At 72.0% G+C, this 19,430-nt stretch carries 23 protein-coding genes, 2 tRNA genes and 1 riboswitch; of the genes, 12 read left to right on the forward strand and 13 right to left on the reverse strand.

What is annotated here, in order from left to right; genetic code table 11:
* Positions 1-37: 37 nt before the first annotated feature.
* Positions 38-1,249: an MFS transporter gene (locus ACXJKA_RS12450; protein WP_456825519.1), complete on the reverse strand. Its 1,212-nt coding sequence runs from the start codon at positions 1,247-1,249 to the stop codon at positions 38-40.
* Between the two features lie 105 nt (positions 1,250-1,354).
* Here ACXJKA_RS12450 and ACXJKA_RS12455 point away from each other — a divergent pair, with 105 nt between their 5' ends.
* The 4 genes from ACXJKA_RS12455 to ACXJKA_RS12470 all read left to right on the forward strand — a co-directional run bounded on the left by ACXJKA_RS12455 (position 1,355) and on the right by ACXJKA_RS12470 (position 4,230).
* The gene (locus ACXJKA_RS12455; protein ID WP_456825520.1) at positions 1,355-1,867 is read left to right on the forward strand and encodes an Lrp/AsnC family transcriptional regulator; all 513 of its coding nucleotides are present in this window, start codon (positions 1,355-1,357) and stop codon (positions 1,865-1,867) included.
* 106 nt (positions 1,868-1,973) lie between these two features.
* Positions 1,974-2,492 carry a peptide-methionine (S)-S-oxide reductase MsrA gene (msrA, locus tag ACXJKA_RS12460; protein ID WP_456825521.1) on the forward strand — a complete coding sequence of 173 codons (519 nt, stop codon included), beginning with the start codon at positions 1,974-1,976 and terminating at the stop codon, positions 2,490-2,492.
* Between the two features lie 261 nt (positions 2,493-2,753).
* Complete coding sequence (locus ACXJKA_RS12465) at positions 2,754-3,569, forward strand: SGNH/GDSL hydrolase family protein (protein ID WP_456825522.1); 816 nt, start codon at positions 2,754-2,756, stop codon at positions 3,567-3,569.
* 154 nt (positions 3,570-3,723) lie between these two features.
* Complete coding sequence (locus ACXJKA_RS12470) at positions 3,724-4,230, forward strand: GNAT family N-acetyltransferase (RefSeq protein WP_456825523.1); 507 nt, start codon at positions 3,724-3,726, stop codon at positions 4,228-4,230.
* A gap of 95 nt (positions 4,231-4,325) precedes the next feature.
* On the opposite strand, the gene ACXJKA_RS12475 is transcribed toward ACXJKA_RS12470, so the two are convergent.
* From ACXJKA_RS12475 to ACXJKA_RS12485, 3 genes are all read right to left on the reverse strand, one after another.
* The gene (locus ACXJKA_RS12475) at positions 4,326-4,538 is read right to left on the reverse strand and encodes a hypothetical protein (protein WP_456825524.1); all 213 of its coding nucleotides are present in this window, start codon (positions 4,536-4,538) and stop codon (positions 4,326-4,328) included.
* A 228-nt stretch (positions 4,539-4,766) separates the two neighbouring features.
* Positions 4,767-5,090: a hypothetical protein gene (locus ACXJKA_RS12480; protein WP_456825525.1), complete on the reverse strand. Its 324-nt coding sequence runs from the start codon at positions 5,088-5,090 to the stop codon at positions 4,767-4,769.
* Positions 5,091-5,312: 222 nt separating this feature from the next.
* The gene (locus tag ACXJKA_RS12485) at positions 5,313-5,591 is read right to left on the reverse strand and encodes a GlsB/YeaQ/YmgE family stress response membrane protein (RefSeq protein ID WP_456825526.1); all 279 of its coding nucleotides are present in this window, start codon (positions 5,589-5,591) and stop codon (positions 5,313-5,315) included.
* A 93-nt stretch (positions 5,592-5,684) separates the two neighbouring features.
* Between ACXJKA_RS12485 and ACXJKA_RS12490 the strand changes: the two genes are divergently transcribed.
* Entirely contained in the window at positions 5,685-6,350 is a 666-nt protein-coding gene (locus ACXJKA_RS12490; RefSeq protein ID WP_456825527.1) for a response regulator transcription factor, read from the forward strand.
* 171 nt (positions 6,351-6,521) lie between these two features.
* Here ACXJKA_RS12490 and ACXJKA_RS12495 read toward each other — a convergent pair.
* Both ACXJKA_RS12495 and ACXJKA_RS12500 read right to left on the reverse strand, forming a co-directional pair.
* A tRNA-Asn gene (locus ACXJKA_RS12495) sits at positions 6,522-6,597 on the reverse strand.
* A 47-nt stretch (positions 6,598-6,644) separates the two neighbouring features.
* A complete protein-coding gene (locus ACXJKA_RS12500) occupies positions 6,645-7,157 on the reverse strand; it encodes a hypothetical protein (protein ID WP_456825528.1) in 513 nt (170 codons plus the stop codon).
* 156 nt (positions 7,158-7,313) lie between these two features.
* Between ACXJKA_RS12500 and ACXJKA_RS12505 the strand changes: the two genes are divergently transcribed.
* The 3 genes from ACXJKA_RS12505 (at position 7,314) to ACXJKA_RS12515 (ending at position 9,342) form a co-directional block, all read left to right on the forward strand.
* Positions 7,314-7,754: a hypothetical protein gene (locus ACXJKA_RS12505; protein ID WP_456825529.1), complete on the forward strand. Its 441-nt coding sequence runs from the start codon at positions 7,314-7,316 to the stop codon at positions 7,752-7,754.
* 4 nt (positions 7,755-7,758) lie between these two features.
* On the forward strand, positions 7,759-9,243 hold the full coding sequence (locus tag ACXJKA_RS12510) for a multicopper oxidase family protein (protein WP_456825530.1): 1,485 nt from the start codon (positions 7,759-7,761) through the stop codon (positions 9,241-9,243).
* Between the two features lie 25 nt (positions 9,244-9,268).
* Positions 9,269-9,342, forward strand: a tRNA-Ile gene (locus ACXJKA_RS12515).
* On the opposite strand, the gene ACXJKA_RS12520 is transcribed toward ACXJKA_RS12515, so the two are convergent.
* Complete coding sequence (locus tag ACXJKA_RS12520; protein WP_456825542.1) at positions 9,302-10,300, reverse strand: FAD-dependent monooxygenase; 999 nt, start codon at positions 10,298-10,300, stop codon at positions 9,302-9,304. The genes ACXJKA_RS12515 and ACXJKA_RS12520 overlap by 41 nt on opposite strands.
* Entirely contained in the window at positions 10,225-10,764 is a 540-nt protein-coding gene (locus ACXJKA_RS12525; RefSeq protein ID WP_456825531.1) for an FAD-dependent monooxygenase, read from the reverse strand. The genes ACXJKA_RS12520 and ACXJKA_RS12525 overlap by 76 nt, the downstream gene beginning before the upstream one ends.
* A gap of 126 nt (positions 10,765-10,890) precedes the next feature.
* Between ACXJKA_RS12525 and ACXJKA_RS12530 the strand changes: the two genes are divergently transcribed.
* Positions 10,891-11,709, forward strand: a complete 819-nt coding sequence (locus ACXJKA_RS12530) for a DUF1206 domain-containing protein (RefSeq protein WP_456825532.1) — start codon at positions 10,891-10,893, stop codon at positions 11,707-11,709.
* 74 nt (positions 11,710-11,783) lie between these two features.
* Positions 11,784-11,858: riboswitch (cyclic di-GMP riboswitch) on the forward strand.
* Between the two features lie 16 nt (positions 11,859-11,874).
* Positions 11,875-12,093, forward strand: coding sequence for a BldC family transcriptional regulator (locus ACXJKA_RS12535; RefSeq protein WP_456825533.1), 219 nt, complete (start codon positions 11,875-11,877; stop codon positions 12,091-12,093).
* A gap of 56 nt (positions 12,094-12,149) precedes the next feature.
* Here the strand turns inward: ACXJKA_RS12535 and ACXJKA_RS12540 are convergent, their stop codons facing one another.
* Genes ACXJKA_RS12540 through ACXJKA_RS12555 form a run of 4 tightly spaced genes read right to left on the reverse strand, consistent with a single transcriptional unit; the run spans position 12,150 to position 16,722 of the window.
* Entirely contained in the window at positions 12,150-13,394 is a 1,245-nt protein-coding gene (locus ACXJKA_RS12540; RefSeq protein WP_456825534.1) for an arginine deiminase, read from the reverse strand.
* A gap of 42 nt (positions 13,395-13,436) precedes the next feature.
* Positions 13,437-13,976, reverse strand: a complete 540-nt coding sequence (locus ACXJKA_RS12545) for a TetR/AcrR family transcriptional regulator (protein ID WP_456825535.1) — start codon at positions 13,974-13,976, stop codon at positions 13,437-13,439.
* 13 nt (positions 13,977-13,989) lie between these two features.
* Positions 13,990-15,990 (reverse strand): YhgE/Pip family protein, encoded by a 2,001-nt coding sequence (locus tag ACXJKA_RS12550; protein ID WP_456825536.1) that lies wholly within the window; start codon positions 15,988-15,990, stop codon positions 13,990-13,992.
* A gap of 9 nt (positions 15,991-15,999) precedes the next feature.
* Positions 16,000-16,722 (reverse strand): ATP-binding cassette domain-containing protein, encoded by a 723-nt coding sequence (locus tag ACXJKA_RS12555; RefSeq protein WP_456825537.1) that lies wholly within the window; start codon positions 16,720-16,722, stop codon positions 16,000-16,002.
* Positions 16,723-16,881: 159 nt separating this feature from the next.
* Between ACXJKA_RS12555 and def the strand changes: the two genes are divergently transcribed.
* Positions 16,882-17,370: a peptide deformylase gene (gene def / locus ACXJKA_RS12560; RefSeq protein ID WP_370504120.1), complete on the forward strand. Its 489-nt coding sequence runs from the start codon at positions 16,882-16,884 to the stop codon at positions 17,368-17,370.
* Positions 17,371-17,518: 148 nt separating this feature from the next.
* Positions 17,519-18,019: a DUF3145 domain-containing protein gene (locus ACXJKA_RS12565; protein ID WP_456825538.1), complete on the forward strand. Its 501-nt coding sequence runs from the start codon at positions 17,519-17,521 to the stop codon at positions 18,017-18,019.
* Between the two features lie 94 nt (positions 18,020-18,113).
* Here the strand turns inward: ACXJKA_RS12565 and ACXJKA_RS12570 are convergent, their stop codons facing one another.
* Entirely contained in the window at positions 18,114-19,361 is a 1,248-nt protein-coding gene (locus ACXJKA_RS12570; RefSeq protein ID WP_456825539.1) for a beta-ketoacyl-[acyl-carrier-protein] synthase family protein, read from the reverse strand.
* Positions 19,362-19,430 lie beyond the last annotated feature (69 nt).

The raw sequence follows: 19,430 nt of genomic DNA on the forward strand, positions 1-19,430 counted from the left end.
GAACTCGTTGCGCTGCCACCCGCGGTGAGAGGGACGTTCAAGGTCGGGAAGCTCGTCGGGCGGCTCTGGGCGAGGTTCGCTGCAGATCGCTGAGCAGGAGGAGCGCCGGCACGAGGACGAGGGCGCCGGCCGCGAGCGTCAGCGCGGACCACCCGGCGAGCGCGAGGACCACGGTCGACGTGAGGGTGCCGGCCGCAGCCGAGATCCAGACGACGGCCTCGACGGAGCCCTCCACGTCGGCCCGCGGTTCCGCGGGCAGTCCGACGGCGAGCGACGCGCTGCCGCCGACGAAGCACAGGTTCCACCCGTAGCCGAGGACGAACAGGCCCACAGCCTGGGGGACGAGGGCGCCGGAGGCCGCAACGATCGTCGAGACGAGCAGCGTGCCGAGGCCGAGTGTCATCACCGGCACCGGGCCCAGTCCGTCGACGAGGCGTCCCGTGACAGGTGACAGCACGAACATGCCGAGCGTGTGGGCGGCGATGACGAGGCCGACCATGTCGAGACCGTGGTGGTGCAGGTGCAGCTGGACCGGCACGGACGTCATCACGGCGGCCATCACGACCTGCCCGGTGACCATCACCGCGAGTCCGTCGCGCCCGGCAGGCGAGCCCAGGACCGCCCGCACGGGCACGGAGCTGCTCGCGGGTCGTCGGGCCGTGCGCAGCCTGCTCACCGCCAGCGCGGCGAGCAGGCCCGCCGGCATGCTGAGCAGGAACGCACCGGAGAGGGCGGGCCGTCCGAGGGCCTCGGCGAGGCGCGCGGTGGGGAGCAGGAGCAGGGGTCCGCCGACGGCGCCGACCGTGCCGGCCCAGACGATCAGGCCGATGGCAAACCCGCGTCGTCGTGCGGGCACGAGCTCGGCGGCCACGTACCGGGACATCTGCGCGGCGGCGTTTCCCACGCCGATCAGGAGCATGCCGCCGACGAGCAGCCCGACGTGGCCGAGCGGCACGGCCACCGCACCGACCGCGGCGCCGAGCGCACTCGCCACGTACCCGAGCCGCAGGGCCGTCGCGGTGCGGGTGCGGCGGGTGAGAGAGGTGACCAGGAGGGCACCGAGCCCGGTTCCGACGACCGCGGCGGTGCCGGGCACCCCGCCCCACTCCGGTCCCAGGGCGTCGACCGCGACCAGCGCGGCCACTGTGCTGGTCGTCGCGATCACGGCGCTGCCCAGCGCGGCGCCGACGAACAGCGCCGACGTCGCCGGGGCGACCGCGGTGGGGAGACGTGCCGTGCTCAGCGCCATGCGATCGACGCTACGAAGGCCAGGCGCTGCGGTGAATGGCCGATCGCAGGCGCTGGTCGTCCTTCGCCTGTCGATCGCGAGGCAATCCGAGGCTACGGTTTATAGATGAGCAGACCGCTCGACGGCACCGACTGGCGCATCCTCTCCGAGCTCCAGGCCGACGGCCGCCTGTCGTTCAACCAGCTCGGCCGCAAGGTCAACCTGTCCGCACCCGCCGTCGCCGACCGGGTGCGTCGGCTGGAGGAAGCGGGCGTGATCGCCGGCTACCAGGCCCGGATCGACCCCGCTCGCGCGGGCCTCCCGCTGACCGCGTTCATCAAGCTGCGGTGCTCGCCCGGGCGCTGCCTGCTCAAGACGACCGAGTCCGGCGAGTTCCCCGAGGTCGTCGAGATCCACAAGCTCAGCGGCAGCTCGTGCACGCTCCTGCGGGTCCGCGCTGCCTCGATGCCACACCTGGAGGAGATCTTCGAACGCATCGGGCGGCACGGCGAGATCGACACCCAGATCGTGCTGTCCACCCAGTACGAGGGCCGCCCGGTCACTGAACCGCGCGCGGACGACCGGACCGCACAACCGTCGCCGGGATGGAGCCGTGAGACTCGGCCGGACGATGCCTGAGCGCGTCGCACGACCGCGGTCGGACGGCTCCCGCTTGCGTCCCGGTGCAGTTCGGGGTCAGGATCGCCCGACGGCTGCAGCCCGTCCCCACGATGGAGGTCGGCAGATGACGACGACGGAGACGGCGATCCTTGCCGGAGGGTGTTTCTGGGGTGCGCAGCAGCTGCTGCGCCGCCGGCCCGGAGTGATCTCCACCCGCGTCGGGTACTCCGGCGGCGATACCCCGAACGCCACGTACCGCAACCATGGCGACCACGCAGAGGCCGTGGAGATCGTCTTCGATCCCGAACAGATCTCCTACCGGGCCCTGCTGGAGTTCTTCTTCCAGATTCACGACCCGTCGACCAGGGATCAGCAGGGCAACGACATCGGCCGCAGCTACCGGTCGGCGATCTTCTACACCTCCGAGGAGCAGCGTCGCGTCGCACTCGACACGATCGCGGACGTGGACGCGTCCGGGCTCTGGCCCGGCAAGGTCGTCACCGAGGTCGAGCCGGCGGGAGAGTTCTGGGAGGCCGAGGACGAGCACCAGGACTACCTGGAGAAGATCCCGCACGGATACACGTGCCACTACGTGCGCCCAGGCTGGCCGCTCCCGCACCGAGGCGAACAGCGGGTCGGGTAGCGCCCGCACCGAGCGGGAGCCCGACGACCCCCTCAGATCCGCCCGCGCAGCAGTGCTGCGAGGTCCGTGCCGGTGCGAGCGAAGCGCTCCCCATGCTGCGGGAAGCCGGCGGCCCGGGCGAGGCGACCGTCGTGCGTCCCGAAGACGGGGCTGCGCGCGTCGCAGGGGGAGGTCGGCGGCAAAGTGCGCGGCCGGACGGGGTGGTCTGGCCCTGGGGCACGACGATCTCCGTCGGAACGGTTTGTGTGGGAAGGTGCCTAGATGGAGCGCTCATTGCGGACGACCACGGCCACCGTCCTGACTGCGATCGCCGCGATCGCTTTCGTCGGCTCGGTCAGCTCCGGCGCGAGCGCAGCGCCCCCCGCCGCCTCGCGCGTCGTCTACGACGCCCTCGGCGACTCGTACGCGTCCGGATACGGCGTCCCGCCCTACGCCGACTGCGGCCGCTCCCAGGGCGCCTACGCCGTGCAGCTCGACGGGCGGCAGCGCCTTCGCCTCGACGACTTCGTCGCCTGCGCGGGCGCCACGACGACCTCACTGGTCACCGGCGGACAGCTCGCGGCGCTGGACACCGACACGGAGCTGGTGACGCTGACCATCGGCGGCAACGACATCGGCTGGTCGAGTTCGGTCGTGGCGTGCCTTGGTGGCACCGACGCCCAGTGCGCGGGTGCGGTGGCGCTGGTCGAGGCCCGGATCACGAACCAGCTGCCGGCTCTCCTCGACTCGGTGTATTCCAGGATCGCCGCGACCGCCCCGAACGCCCACGTCGTGGTGACCGGCTACCCGCGGCTCTTCTCGCCGGAGTACGGCACCTACCTGCGTGCCTCGTCGGCGGAGCTCAGCAGCCTCAACGCCCTTGCGGACACGCTCGACTCGGTGATCGACGCCGCCGTCGCCCGCGCCGGTTTCCAGTACGTCGACGTTCGTCAGCGATTCGACGGTCACGGAGCAAACTCACCGGATCCGTGGATCCTGGGGCCCTCCGACCCTGGAGCCTTCCACCCGATACTCGATGGCTACGAGGCGTACACGGCCGCCGTGAACTCGGCGCTAGGTCCGGTCAAGCTGGGCTGAGGCCGACCGGGCTACCGGTGGCGGCCCGGTCACCGTCGCGCCGCGCGCCGACGAGGGCCGCGCCCACGCATATCCGCTTCGGCTCCGCACCACCCGGCCCTACGCTGCCAGGCGCGTGCCGAGGCGGGCACGCCTCGCGATCCCGGAGACGACGGTGCTGATCCGACCCGAACGCCCAGACGGCGACGCTGACGCGATCGATCGGCTGACCGTCGCCGCCTTCGAGCCGCAGTGGTTCAGCGACGGCTCCGAGGCGCCGATCATCCGACGACTGCGGGCGTCCGGTGACTTGACGCTCTCGCTGGTGGCGGAGGACGACGGCGACGTCGTGGGGCACGTCGCGTTCTCGCCCGTGACGATCGACGGGTTGCACGACGGCTGGTTCGGACTCGGCCCGATCTCCGTGCGGCTCGACCGACAGCGGCGGGGGATCGGTCGGGCACTGGTGGCCGAGGGTCTGCGCCGGCTGCGGGAGCGCGGAGCCCGCGGCTGCGCGCTGATCGGGGACCCGGCCATCTACAGCCGGATGGGCTTCACGAGCGACGGGCAGCTGTCGCACCTCGAGCTGGACCGCGCGGTCGTCCAGCACGTCACCTTCTCGGGCCCGTCGCCTCACGGCGAGCTGCGGTTCGCGTCCGCGTTCGACGCCGCGGGGCACTGAGCGCAGCCGCCGAGGCTGTCGCCTCCCCGCGCGACCGGCGATCGCCACGGCGTGGGTCCCGGAGCAGAGCGTCGCCCCCTGTGGAGCAGCGGCCGTCAGGACTCGCGCTTCGGACCGCGTCTGCGGATCCAGATCGTCGCGGTCGTCATGACGGACGACGCGGCGACGAACCAGGACCCGACCGTCCGCGTCAGGATCGCGAAGACGACGACGGCTACCGCAAGGCCGGTGAGCACCCAGAGTGCCGGGAGTGACGGGGTCCAGAGCGGCAGCACGGTCGTCGTGGCGTTGGGCTTGGGATCGGCCATGGGCTGATCGTCGCATCGGGTGCTCATCGTCGTGTGCGATATCGCTCGTCCATGAGCGCGCGGTGGGCGGCGCTCCAGCGGTCCCGCGCGAGCGGACCGCATCGTTAAGCTGGCCCGATCGAACCCGACGAGCGCGGTGACCCTCGCGCTCGTCAATGCGCTCGTCGCCGGGGCGTCGGGGGACCTGGCCCGAGCCCGCGCGGCGTACCACCAGAGCCTGCTAGCCCGTCACCCATTGCTCGCTCCGTTGGTGGTGACCGCGCGGATCTCCTCCACTTTCTCCAGCACGTCCGCCACGTTGGCGTCCTCGTTCTGGATGACCTCGATCCGAGATGCTTGCCACGCTGCTAGGTGACCGGCCACGTTGGCGTAGATGGACACCAGGGCCAGGTAGAGGATCGACGCCTGCTTCCAGGCGTCCGGTGCCCAGATGTAGACCGCGATCACGGGTGGGAAGTTCAGTAGCCAGAAGACTGTGAGCCAGCCGTTGATCTTCCTCATGAAGACCGGGTCCTCCTGGATGGAGGCCCAGAGGGTCTGTGCCACGCTCATGACGTTCCTCTTCCTCAACGCAGAGCCATAACCTCTAGCTTCTGTGTGTCGTGCTGTCCGCGGCCAAGGCTCCAGGCGCAGGTCCGCGATCGTCGGCTTCACTGACAGGAAGATGGCAGCGCCGGACGGCGGCGGCGCGGCGGGCGCCCACTCTTCACCCGTCCGGGCGACCACCGAGGACCGCGGGTCCTGTCGTAGGGACCGGAACCCGCGGTCGGTGGGTCAGTTGGTGATCGAGCGGCGGCCGCCCACGCGGATCCAGATGAGCAGCACGATGATGGCGCCGATGATCGACCCGATGATCCCGGCGGGCTGCAGGAAGCCGTCGGCGGCGTCGTTCCGGAACAGCAGGTAGCCGAGGAACCCGCCGACGAACGACCCGATGATGCCGATGACGATCGTCATGGCGATGGACAGGTTCTGCTCGCCGGGGACGACGAGGCGCGCGAGCAGGCCCGCGATCAGCCCGACGACGATGATGGTGATGATGAGTCCCAGCATGGTGAAACCTCCTGGCTCGGGCGACTGATACCCCCCGAGTCCACCACCCCTAGGGTGGGTGTACTACACCCCTAGGGGGGTCTACCGTGAGGCATGCCCGCACCCCAGAAGCCGGTCACGGTCGCGCTCGTCGACGACTACGACGTGGTGGTGATGGGCGTCGCCAAGATCCTCGACGAGTACCGCGACCGGGTCGTCGTCGCCGAGATCGACACGAACGAGCCGGTCAGCGAGGCCGTCGACATCGTGCTCTACGACGCCTTCGCGCAGCCGGAGTCGGACCACGAGCAGATCGGTGAGCTGGTCCGGAACCCGAGCGCCCGCAAGGTGGTCGTGTTCACCTGGAACTTCCACCCGGACCTCGTCGCCAGCGCCCGCGAGCAGGGCGTCCGCGGCTACCTGTCCAAGGCGCTGCCGGCCCGCGACTTCGTCGCCGCCCTCGAGGCGGTCCACGCCGGCGAGGTCGTGGTCAGTGAGGTGCCCGGTCGGGTTCGTCCGGCCAACGGGCTCGACTGGCCCGGTCGCGGCGAGGGCCTCACCGACCGGGAGTCGGAGATCCTGGCGCTGATCACCCAGGGCCTGAGCAACGCCGACGTCGCCGCGCACACCTACCTCAGCCCGAACACCGTGAAGTCCTACATCCGCTCGGTCTACCGGAAGATCGGCGCGGAGAGCAGGACGCAGGCCGTGCTGTGGGGCGTCAACCACGGCTTCGTCCCCGACCACCGGCGGATCGACCACTGGCGCGGCGGCCCGTAGAGCGCCAGGGCGCTGAGCGGCGAGTCGTTGATCGGCGACGTGCCGTGATCACCACACCGCCCCGCCGGCGACGACCTGCGTCGTGGGAGGAGTTTCGCCCTGATCGGGCGCCTTATTTGGGCACGACAGCACGAAGGCCCCCTCGAAAGGGGGCCTGACCTTCGGTGATGCTGGCTCCCTCGACTGGACTCGAACCAGTAACCGTCCGATTAACAGTCGGATGCTCTGCCAATTGAGCTACGAGGGATCGTGCGGGAAGAAACTCTAGCAGCCGAATCCGGGTGCCTCGGACGCTCAGCGGGGGAGTCCGACGGCGTCACGCACCTCGTCCTCGGCGGCGTCCACGACGGCCGCGACCTCGGGATCGGACAGGTCGATGGACGCATCGCCGAGGACCTGCGTGAACAGCTCTCCGCCCTCGTCGCGCCGCAGGACCACGCGGGCCCGCTGCCCGCCGGGAAGTGTGACGGACACCGCATGGACGACGGACTGCTGCACGCGCTCACGGAACGTCTGGGAGAACGCGAACGAGCCGGGCACCTCGGAGAACGTCAGCCGGTCGGTGTCGCCCCACACCCAGCGCAGGGTCATCGTGCGGGTCGCGGGGTCGAGCGACCCGTGGTCGACGTCCGACCAGGGGTGCCGGAGAGCCGGTCCGTCCGGGCCCAGGAGGTGCAGCGCGCGCCGGGTCGCTACGGCCCAGCGCCCGTCGGTGAGCTCGGTGCTGACGAGGATGGCGTCGCCGGGCTGCAGGTCGAGCCGGGCGCGGTCGGCGGCGGGCAGTCGGCGTCGGGAGAACAGGGCCACCCGGTCACGGTACCCGCGTGTCACACGCGCTCGATCGGACATCTAAAAGAGACAAACCGGGCTATTGGTATCAAGTTGCCCGATGGAGGATCGTTGAGTCAGGCGCGGTCGGCCCCGATCGTGCCTCGAAGCGCGATGGATCGAGAGAGGTACGCCATGAAAGCTACGTATCGGGTGCTCGCCTACCTGGTGGCCGCAGGAGTCTTCGTCCAGGCGGGCGCCATCGCGCTCGGTTGGTTCACCACCATCCACGAGCTCGACGACGGCGCCGTCATCGACTCGAACTACGAAGGCAACATCGGGCACTCGATCCACGGCACCAACGGGATGATGGTCATCCCCGTGATCGTGATCGCGCTGCTCATCGTGTCCTTCTTCGCCAAGTTCCCCGGCGCGGTGCGATACGCGTTGATCATCTTCGGTCTCACCCTGCTCCAGATCGCGCTCGCGTTCGTGGCGTTCGGCGCCCCCGTGGTCGGTTTCCTGCACGGAATCAACGCGCTCGCGCTCCTCGGGGTGAGCATCACGGCCGCGACGCGCGTGCCGAGGGGTGTGACGACGACAGACACCTCGGCCCCGGCCGAGGTCACAGCCTGAGCGCGTGACCGACCGGGAGGCGTTGGGCCGACGGCGTCGGGTCGTGGCGGCCGTCGTCGCCACCGTGCTCGTGGTCGGCCCGCTCGCCTGGTTCTGGTGGACCAGCCTCGTCCCGGCGAACGCGTCCGTGATGGACATGGGGTACCCGGACACCGGCGGCGGGCCGACGGAGTCGGCGGGTGCCCACGAGCACGGAGCCGTCGACGGGCCGACCGTGAGCGTCGAGGCGCTCACCGGCCCGTCGACGGGCGCCCCCGACGTCGACGTGACGTTGACGGCCGAGTCGGGGCCGGTCTCGCTCGGCCGCGGTCGCTCGATCCAGGGCTACACGCTCAACGGCTCCTCGCCGGGCCCGACCATCGACGCGCAGGTCGGCGACCTCGTGCAGGTGACGCTGGTCAACGGCTCGGTGCCCGACGGCACGACCCTGCACTGGCACGGCGTCGACGTGCCCAACGCGGAGGACGGCGTCGCCGGCGTCACGCAGGACGCCGTCCCCGTGGGCGGCTCGCACGTGTACAGGTTCGTCGCCGAGGATGCCGGCACGTTCTGGTACCACTCCCACCAGGTCTCGCACGCGCAGGTCCGCGGCGGCCTGTTCGGAGTCCTGGTGGTCCATCCCGCGACGTCCGACGACGCCGAGCTGGTCGCCGCGGTGCACACGTACGGATCCACGCCGACGGTCAACGGCAGTGCCGACGACGTGCGCGCCGCAGCCCAGCCCGGCGATCGCGTCCGCGTCCGCGTGGTCAACACGGGCTCCGGGGTGCTGCGCGCGTGGGTGCCCGACGCGGACTACCGCCTGCTCGCGGTCGACGGTCGCGACGTGCACGAACCGGGGGCGGTGCACGACCAGGCCGTGGTCCTCGGCGGCGGAGGTCGGGCCGACCTCGAGGTGACCGTCCCGTCCGACGGCCCGGTCCGCGTGCGGCTCGGGTCGCAGTCGGTGGTCGTCGGCCCGTCCGGTGACGCCCCGGACGGCGACGACCCTCGCGCCGCGCTCGACCTCCTCACCTACGGCACGCCCACGGACGTCGGCTTCGACCCGCGCGCCGCAGACCGGCACTTCACCTACGCGATCGGCCGGCGTCCGGGCTTCGTCGACGGCCGCCCGGGGCTGCAGTGGACCATCAACGGGCACACGTACCCCGACGTCCCGATGTTCGTCGTGCGCGAGGGGGACGTCGTCCGGATGACGCTGCGCAACTCCAGCGGCCAGCCGCACCCGATGCACCTGCACGGACACCACCTGCTCGTCCTATCCCGGGACGGGCAACCGTCGACGGGCAGCCCGTGGTGGACCGACTCGCTGGAGATGACCGCGGGGGAGACGTACGAGGTCGCATTCGTCGCCGACAACCCCGGCATCTGGATGGACCACTGCCACAACCTCCCGCACGCGCAGGCGGGGCTCGTCGCACACGTGGCCTACGAGGGCGTGACCGACCCTTACGTGCTGGGCGGCGAGGCCGACAACGCGCCCGAGTGAGCGTCGGTAGGGTGTGCGGTGCCTCGGGGCAGTAGCTCAGCCGGTCAGAGCAGCGGACTCATAATCCGTGGGTCGTGGGTTCAAGCCCCACCTGCCCCACCGATGCATCACCACCGAACCACCGTCGCAGGCTGCTGACCAACTCCCGCTCGTCGTCGCCGACCCACGCCACGTGGCCGTCGGGTCGCAGCAGCACCGCCGGTACGTCCAGCTCGTCGGTCGTGTCGACGACGTGGTCGACGCGCTGCGCCCAACCCTCGACCGACAGTCGACCGGTCTGGTCGAGCAGCAGCCCCCGACCCTCGCGCATCAGCTCGTAGAGGCGTCCTCGTGCCAGCCGGACGTCCCGCAGCCGCCGGCCCAGCAGCTCGTGCCCTTCGCCGAGGTCGTAGCGGATCCCGGTCGCCGTGATCTTCTCGACGAGGTGCCTGTTCACGTCGTCGAAGTCCATCAGCTCCGCCACCAGCCGGCGCACGGCCTGGGCGCCCGGCTCGAGGGACGACAGCTCGACCAGGACGCGAGTGGTGTCCAGCACGTCGGCCGCCACCGGGCGCCGCTCGGCCTCGTAGCTGTCGAGCAACCCCTCCGGCGCCCAGCCGTCGACCTCGGCGGCCAGCTTCCAGCCCAGGTTGAACGCGTCCTGGATGCCGAGGTTGAGGCCCTGGCCGCCGTTGGGCGGGTGGACGTGCGCGGCGTCGCCGGCCAGCAGCACCCGTCCGACCCGGTACCGCTCGGCCAGCCGGGTCGCGTCTCCGAACCGGGAGAGCCAGCGGGGTGAGTGCGCGCCGAGGTCGGTGCCGGCGAGCCTGCGCACCTGCCGTCGCAGCTCGTCCAGCGTCGGCGGGACGGACGGGTCCTCGGCGAGCTCGTCGGCGGGCGCGCCGAGCCGGTACACCCCGTCACCGAGCGGCACCGCGCCGAACCCCCGGTGGGTCGTGTGCACCTCGGCGACCACGGCGGCCAGCGTCTCCGGCGGCGTGGTCACCTCCACCTCGCCCAGCAGCCACTCGTGCCTGGTGGGTTCGCCCGGGAAGCCGACGCCGAGGAGTCTGCGCACGGTGCTGCGGCCACCGTCGCACCCGACCAGCGCGAGCGCAGCCGCGTACCGTCCGCCAGCTCGACGGTCACGCCCTGGTCGTCCTGGCTGAGCCCGACCACCTCGCACTCCCGCCGGACCTCGACACCGAGCCCGACGGCGTGCTCGAGCAGCAGGCGGTCGGTGGTGGTCTGGGGGATGCCGAGGACGAACGGGTAGGTGGTGTCCAGCCCCGCCGGCGTCGGCTTGCGGATGCCGGCGAAGAAGCCACCGACGGGGTGCTGGCGGCCGAGGGTGAGGAACTGCTCGAGCAGGCCGCGCTGGTCCATGATCTCCACGCTGCGCGCGTGCAGACCGAGCGAGCGGACGACCCGGGTCGGCTCGGCGTCCCGCTCCAGCACGACCGCGTGCACCCCGCGCATCCGCAGCTCGGCGGCCAGCATCAGACCGGTGGGCCCGCCCCCGGCGACCATCACGTCGATCATGGTTCTCCCTCGGTCGGAGCGTCGGCTGCGCAACCAACGACCATTCTGGTGGCGCCTCGGCGCCCCTCCGGTCGCCGGACGGCCCGACTCCTGCCACGATCTCGGGCACGGCACGATGGCGGAGGGGTGAGGGCAGTGGTCTCGACGAACGGCACGGTCAACGCGGAGCGGTCCTGGGAGCTCGCGGCCCGGGCCGGCTACGCGGTCAGTGGCGTCCTGCACGTGCTCATCGGCGTCCTCGCCCTGCGGGTCGCCTTCGGCAACGGCGGCGAGAAGGCGGACCAGTCCGGAGCGCTCGCCGCGATCGCGAGCACGCCCTTCGGTGGCCTCGTCCTCTGGTTCTCGGTCCTCGCGTTCCTCGCGCTCGGCGCGTGGCAGGTGGCCAAGGCGATCCACGGCGGCTCGCCGACGTCGGGGGGCAAGGGCGAGAGCGGTGCGGGGGACCGGGCCAAGGCGGTCGGTCGCGCGGTGGTCTACCTGGCGCTGGCGTTCGCGGCGTTCAGCTTCGCGCGCGGTGGTGGCAGCTCGAGCTCGCAGCAGACGGCCGACGCCACGGCGAAGCTGATGAGCGCGCCGGGCGGCCGGATCCTCGTCGGCGCGGTGGGCCTGGCGATCGTCGTCGTGGGCGGGTACCACGTCTACAAGGGCTGGACGAAGAAGTTCCTCGAGGACCTCCACCGGCTCCCGTCGGGGCCTGCCGGCCCGACCGTCCGGCGCCTCGGCATCGCCGGGTACGTGCTCAAGGGGGTCGCACTCGCGATCGTCGGAGTGCTCTTCGTCACGGCCGCCGCCGAGGCCAACCCGTCGAAGGCGACGGGCCTGGACGGTGCCCTGCACACCCTCCGAGACCAGCCCGCGGGGGTCGCGATGCTGGTCATCGTCGCGCTGGGGTTCATTGCCTACGGCATCTACTCGTTCGCGCGCGCCCGGTATGGCCGGATATAAATCACCCGTTTGCGCGCGAAACGTGCGGGGCGCTTGTTGCACAAGCGTCCAGTTTCGGGCATAGTTCCCTTCGTCAGCGACAACGGCAAACCCGCTGCAAGGCGGGGACGCAAAGCCACGGGGCCTACATGGCCAGCCGAGCTACCGAACGACAGGAGAACAGTCATGGCTGTCACCACGATCACCGAGGCCCCCCTCTCGCAGGGCGCTCTGCTCACGCCGGGCGAGGTCGCCGTGCTCTTCCGCGTCGACCCGAAGACGGTCACGCGTTGGGCTCAGGCCGGCAAGCTGTCGGCCGTCCGCACCCTCGGCGGGCACCGCCGTTTCCACGAGTCCGAGGTGCGTTCGCTCCTCACGGGCGTCCCCACGCAGCGCGCGGAGTGACCTCGACCCCCAGTCAGTCCTGAGACAGCCCCTTCCGACGTCGGGAGGGGCTCTTCTCATTCCACGGGGTCGCGGACGATCGGGCAGGTCATGCAGTGCCCGCCGCCGCGTCCGCGGCCCAGCTCGGCCCCTCTGATCTCGACGACCTCGATCCCCGCGGCCCGCAGCAGCGCGTTCGTCGTGGTGTTGCGGTCGTAGGTGAACACGACGCCCGGCTCGACCGCGACCGCGTTGTTGCCGCTGTCCCACTGCTGACGCTCGGACGCGTAGGCGTCCCCGCCGGTCTCGATGACCCGCAGCGACGGAAGGTCGAGCGCGCCGGCGACGACGTCGACGAAGCGTGCGCCGCCCTCGTCCGTGATGTGCACGCGGCCCCGGTCCGCGGGCCGCAGCGTGAAGGCGTGGATGCCGTCCACGATCTTCGGGTACAGCGTCACCACGTCCCGGTCCGCGAACGTGAACACCGTGTCCAGGTGCATGGCGGCCCGCAGTCGGGGCATGCCCGCGACGACCACGCGCTCGGCGGCGCCCTGGGCGAACAGCGCCGCCGCCAGCTGCGTGATGCCCTGGCGCGACGTCCGTTCGCTCATGCCGACGAGCACGGTGCCGTTGCCGACGGGCATGACGTCGCCACCCTCGATCGTCGCGCGACCCCAGTGCCGCTCGGGGTCGCCCCACCACACGGCCGATCCCGCGAAGTCCGGGTGGAACAGGTAGACGGCCTTCATCAGGAGCGTCTCGTCGCGCCGCGCCGCGAAGTGGAGCGGGTTCAGCGTGACGCCCCCGTACAGCCAGCAGGTGGTGTCGCGCGTGTAGAGCGTGTTGGGCAGCGGGGGCATGACGTACTCGTGCGCGTCGGGGGAGTACTCGGCGAGCGCGAAGTGCTCGTCGTCGAACCCGCCGGTGATGTCGACGGTGGCCAGCCCTCCGATGAGGAACTCCGCGAGCCGGCGGGGCTCGAGCCGCTCGAGGAACTCCCGGGCGTCGTCGACCAGCTCCAGCCCCACGTCGTCGGGCACGATCTTGCGGTCGAGGAGCCAGTCGCGCGCGCCGCGGACCGCCATGGTCTGCGCCAGCACCTCGTGCAGCTCCAGCACCTCGACGTCGCGTGCTCGCAGCTCGGCGACGAATGCCCGGTGGTCGCGGATCGCGTTCTCGACCCACAGGACGTCGTCGAACAGCAGGTCGCCGGCGTTCGTCGGCGTCAACCGCCGGTGCGCGAGGCCCGGCTCGCAGACGAGCACCTTGCGCAAGCGACCGACCTCGGAGTGCACGCCCGTGGCGGGGTGGTCGGTCGGCATCGCGGCCCTCCAGGTGGCGTCACCGGCCACGCTACAACCGGCTCAGTGCAGCGTCCCGAGCACCGCGGTGCGGACGTCGTCCAACGATCGCTCGGGCTGGAACACCAGCCACTCGAGGCCCGCCAGCAGGGTCGCCCCGAACAGCGCGGCCGCCGTCAGCGACGGGTCCCGCTCCGGCCACGTCTCCGCGACGACGGTCGCGAAGGCGCCCATCGACTCGTCCCGCACCACCCGGATCGAGTCCTGCCAGCTGCGACCGGTGCGGAACGTCTCCGCGACCATGAGCTTGGCGAAGTCGGGGTGCGTCCGGACCTGCGTGAGCAGCTCGGTGACCAGCGCCTCCAGCGCGTCGCGGCCGTGCAGGCCCTCGGCGGCACCGCGCAGCGCCGCCGTCAGCCGGGTGACGCCTTCGGTGATGATCGCCTCGAACAGCCCGGACTTCGAGCCGAAGTTGTAGAAGACGCTGCCCTTGGCGACGCCCGCGGCCGACGCGATGTCCTCGACGGACGTCGCCGTGAAGCCGCGGTCCGCGACGAGTGCGAGTGCGGCCTCGACGATGTGCTCCCGGGTGGTCGCGCTCATGGGCGTCAGCCTCTCAGATGCTCAGCGCGGGGTGCAGGCGCGCCACGGTCCAGGTCCGCAGGCGCCCGGCCTTCCACGACGTCACGGCGAGCGCGGCAACCGTGAGGCCGACGAGGTACGCCACGGCGGTCCAGAGGCGGACGTCCGGCGTGCCCGTGATGAGGTCGCGCAGGCCCTCGACCGCGTAGGTCATGGGCAGGAGCGGGTGGATCGCCTGGAAGAACGCGGGGGTCGTCTCGACGGGGTAGGTGCCGCTGGCCGAGGTGATCTGCAGCATGAGCAGCGCGATCGTGGCGACCTTGCCCGCGGCGGAACCCAGCGTGGCGATCAGCATCTGCTGCACGGCGAGGAACGCCGCTGCCACCAGCAGCAGGAACGCGACCGTGCCCGCCGGGTGCCCGATGTTCAGCCCGAGCCCCAGGCCGACCACGCCGAGCAGCAGCGCGACCTGACCGGCCCCGATCACCAGCGACGGCAGGTAGCCGGCGAGCGCGACCCGCCAGCCGGGCGCCGGCGTGGCCAGCGCGCGGGTGGGCAGCGGCCGCAGCAGCAGCCAGGTGATGAGTCCGCCGACGAACAGGGCCAGCGGGATGAACAGGGGAGCGAACCCCTCGCCGAGGCTGGCGGCGGGGGCCACGTCCTCGTCGTCGATGGCGACCGGCGTGGCGAGGGCGTCGGCGCGGGCGGTGCGCTGCGCGTCGGTGTCGTCCGGGATCCGACCGGCGCCGTCGCTCAGGCCGTCGGCCAGCTGCTGCGCGCCGCCGCCCAGCTGGCCGGTCCCGTCGGCGACCTGGGCCGCGCCGTCCGCGAGCGTCTCCGTGCCCGTCGCGAGGGTCGACGCCCCGGAGGCGAGCGCGTCGGCGCCGTCGGCCGCCTGCTGCGCGCCCGAGGCGAGCGTGGCGGCGCCGGTGGACAGCGTGCCCGCGGAGTCCGCGAGCGTGTCGAGCCCGGTGCTGAGCTGCGACGCGCCGTCGGCCGCCTGCGCGGCACCGGCGTCGAGCGCGTGCACCTGACCGGTCATCGTCGCGACGTCGCTCGCCGACGGCAGGTCCGTGCCGGCCAGGCCGGCCAGGAGCGCGGCGGCGTCGGGGTCGCCCGCCGTCGCGCGGGCGGTGAGGTAGGCGGTGACCTTGTCGAGCCCGGTCGAGAGGGCGGGCAGCTTCCCGGTGAGGGTGTCGACCTGCTGGGTTGCCGTGTGCACGCCGTCGGCGACCGACTGCACTCCCGTGCTGAGTGCCGCGGCCGAGTCGGCGACGTTCGTGGCTCCGGCTGACAGCTGTGAGGCGCCGGACGCCAGCTGCGCMGCGCCGCCGGCCACCGTGCCCGTGCCGTCGTCGAGGGCCGCCGCGCCGTCGGCCAGCTGCGATGCGCCGTCGCGGGCGTCCGCGGCGCCGTCGGCCACCTGCTGGGCGCCGTCGCTGAGCCGCGTCGACGCGTCCCGCAGCGAGATCGCGCCGTCGGCGGCCTGCAGCATGCCGTCCCGCGCGGAGCCGAGCCCGACCAGCACCTGGTCCACGGCCTCCTCGCCGGCGGTCGCCGCGACCGCGTCCCGCACGTGGTCCATGGCCGAGCGCCCGAGGGTGGTGCCGATGAAGGAGTTGGCGTCGTTGTACGTCACGTCGATCTGCGCGGCCGTCGGGTCGTCGCCTCCCGCGGAGACGAGGTCGGCCGAGAAGTCCGTGGGGATGGTGACCGCGAAGTAGTAGTCGCCGTCGCGCACGCCCGCGGCCGCGTCGGTCGCGTCGGTGACGACCCAGTCGAGCGCGCCGCCGTCGGTGAGCTCGTCGGTGAGGTCCTGCCCGGCGGTCACGGGCGATTCGTCGCGCTGCGCGCCCTCGTCGGCGTTCACCAGGGCGACGGGCATCGCGTCCAGGTGCCCGGTCGGGTTCCAGAACGCCCACAGGTAGAGCGCGCCGTACAGGAGCGGCACGAGCAGCATCGCGGCGACGGCGAGCCGGGGGAGCCGGCCGCGTCCGAACCGGCGCAGCTCGGTGCCGGAGGAGAGCGAGAGCATGACGATCCTTCAGTCGGTGGGGGAGCTGGGGGCGCAGACGGGCACGACGGTCCACGTGGTGCCGGCGGCCTCGTCGGCGGCGGCGCAGGACGCGACGACCGTGACGCCGGTGGCGGCGATCGCCTCGAGCCGGTCCCAGACGATCCGGCGGCGGGCGCGGTCGTGGACCTGGTCAACGTCGTCGACGACGAGCAGGCCGGGACGCTGGGCCATCGCGAGCGCGATGCGGAGCAGCAGGACGTCGACCTCGTCGAGGTGCCAGACGACGGTCTGGGCGTCGGGCACGGGTCGCTCACGGAAGACGGGCGCGAGCACCGATTCCACGAGCGACTGGTCGGCGCGCGGCGAGCGGCGGTACCAGGGCGACAGCCATGCGAGGCGCTCCCGCACGTGGGCGCCGACCGTGACGGAGTCGTCCAGGTCGTCGATCCCCGCGAAGCCGGCCAGGGCCGCCTCGCGGTGGACGGCCCCGCGGTGCGCCGGGAGGCGGTGGCCCAGGACGACCAGGTCCGACGAACCGTCGGGCACCATCCGGCCCGCGAGCGTGAGCAGCAGGCTCGAGCGACCGGCGCCTTGCGGCCCCTGGATCAGCGTGAGCTCGCCCGTGAAGAGGTCGAGGTCGACCGGGCCGTACACGGTGCCGCGGTCGGCGTGCAGCTGCAGTGCGCGGGCGCGGACGGCGGGCGTCGGCGCCACCAACTCCGGGGCGAGGGTCTCGGGTGCGAGGGTCATGGGAACTCCTTCAACTGACCGGTCAGTACAAAACTCTAAACCGCCAACCGGCTGCCGTCGCGGGCGGAGCGTGTCGTTCTCCTCACACTCGGTGCGCGGGCCCGCCCGCCCGAGGCGGTGCGCACCTCGTCGGTCGGTCCGCCGTGCGAGGATCGGCGCATGGCGATGCGAGAGATCCGGACTGTCGGAGACCCCGTCCTGCGCACACCCTGCGACCCGATCACGACGATCGACGACCGCGTGCGCGGCCTCGTCGAGGACCTGCTCGAGACGGTCGACACCGACGGGCGCGCCGGCCTGGCCGCGAACCAGATCGGGGTCAGCCTGCGGGCGTTCTCCTGGAACATCGACGACGAGGTGGGCTACGTGCTCAACCCGGTCATCGTGGAGCTGTCGGAGGACGAGTACCAGGACGGCGACGAGGGCTGCCTGTCGGTCCCGGGGCTCTGGTACCCGACGCACCGGTCCTGGTACGCCCGGGTGGTCGGCACGGACCTGGACGGCAAGGAGGTCGTCGTCGAGGGCGTCGAGCTGATGGCGCGGTGCCTGCAGCACGAGGTCGACCACCTCGACGGGATGCTCTACCTCGACCGCCTGGAGCGGTCCGTGCGCAAGAAGGCCATGCGCGCCATCCGCGACACGCTGTAGCCGATCGGCCGCAGGCTGGCGCCCGGGGTGCTCGTCGGGCATGCTGTCCCCAGCACGCCGCGAGACTGCTGTCCGTCATGCGTAGTTCCTGGAACGTGACTGAGGTCGTTGGGGAAGGCGAACCTCGAGCCCGTTCAGGAGGACGACCATGGCTGGTGCGATCACCCGGGGTGTACTTTTCGTGCACTCTGCACCCCGAGCGCTGTGCCCCCACGTGGAGTGGGCGGCGGGCAACGTGCTGGGCACGCGCGCCTCGTTCGACTGGACGGCACAGCCGGCCGGTCCGGGCTTCTACCGCGCAGAGCACTCGTGGCAGGGACCCCAGGGCACCGGAGCGCGTCTCGCGTCCGCCCTGCGCGGCTGGGCGCACCTGCGCTACGAGATCACCGAGGAGGCCAGCCACGGGGTCGACGGCTCCCGCTGGAGCCACACGCCCGAGCTGGGGATCTTCCACGCCGCGACCGACGTGCACGGCAACATCGTGGTGCCCGAGGACCGCATCCGTGCCGCGCTCGAGCACGCCGGGGACGCCCAGCGGCTGCGCACCGAGCTCGACCTGGCGCTCGGGCAGGCGTGGGACGACGAGCTCGAGCCGTTCCGCTACGCGGGCGCGGGCGCCCCGGTCCGCTGGCTGCACCGGGTCGGCTGACTTCCGCCGACCTTCTCGCGACGAGCGAGAAGGCCATGAGTGTCGCCATGGGTCTCCATGACGGCGCTCATGGCCTTCTCGAGCGGCCGGGACCTCAGACCGAGGCGACGACCAGCGCGACGTTGTGGCCGCCGAACCCGAACGAGTTGTTGACCGCCGCGATGTCGCCGTCGCGCAGGGCGCGGGGCTTGTCGCGGACCAGGTCGAGCACGAGCTCGGGGTCGGGGTTGTCGACGTTGATGGTCGGCGGGGCGAGCCGGTCGCGCAGCGCGAGGATCGTGAAGATCGTCTCCAGCGCGCCGGCGCCACCGAGCAGGTGTCCGGTCATCGACTTGGTGGCCGAGAGGGCCACGTGGTCGGCCTCGTCGCCCAGCAGGCCACGGATCGAGCGGGCCTCGATGAGGTCGCCGACGACGGTCGAGGTGGCGTGCGCGTTGACGTGCACCACGTCGATGCGGGCGATCCCCGACTCCTCGAGCGCGGAGCGCATCGCGCGGATCTGACCTTCGCCGGACGGCTCGGGAGATGTGATGTGGTACCCGTCGGCGGAGAGCCCCACGCCGGCGATGCGGGCGTAGACGCGGGCGCCGCGGGCGGCGGCGTGCTCGGCGCTCTCCAGCACGACCACACCGGCGCCGTCGCCCATCACGAAGCCGTCGCGGTCGACGTCGTACGGGCGCGACGCCCCCTCGGGGTTGTCGTTGCGCAGCGAGAGTGTGCGGGACGCGGCGAACGCGGCGACGTTCATCGGGTGGATCGACGCCTCGGTGCCGCCGGCGATGACGATGTCGGCACGCCCGCTGCGGATCATGTCGACGGCGTAGCCGATGGCCTCGGCGCCCGACGCGCAGGCGGACACGACCGCGTGGGCCCCGGCGCGGGCGCCGAACTCGAGCGATACGTAGGCCGTGGGGGAGTTGGGCATGAGCATCGGCACCGTCATGGGCAGAACCCGGCGGGCGCTGTTGTGCGTGAGCAGGGCCTCCCACGCGTCCAGGATCGTGCGGATGCCACCGATGCCGGAGGACACGACGGAGCCCAGCCGGTCGCCGTCCACCTCGGGCGAGCCGGCGTCGGCCCAGGCCTCGCGCGCGGCGATGATCGCGTACTGCGCGGAGGGGTCCATCTTCTTCAGCTCGGGGCGCGTGAGSACCTCGGCGGGGTCGACCTTGATGGTCGCCGCGAACTCGACGGGCAGGCCGAACCTCTCGACCCAGTCGTTGTCAAAGCGCCGGGCGCCCGACTCGCCGTTCAGCGCGGCGGCCCAGGTGCTGGGGACGTCCCCGCCGAGAGGCGTGGTGGCTCCCAGTCCGGTGACGACGACGTCGGGTACGTGGCTCATCGGTGCTCCTGGTCGGCGATCGTGAGGGCTGCGAGGGGGTGGTCGGTCCCGGGCGTAGGAGCCCGGGAC

This window comes from Cellulomonas sp. P5_E12 (assembly GCF_054049315.1).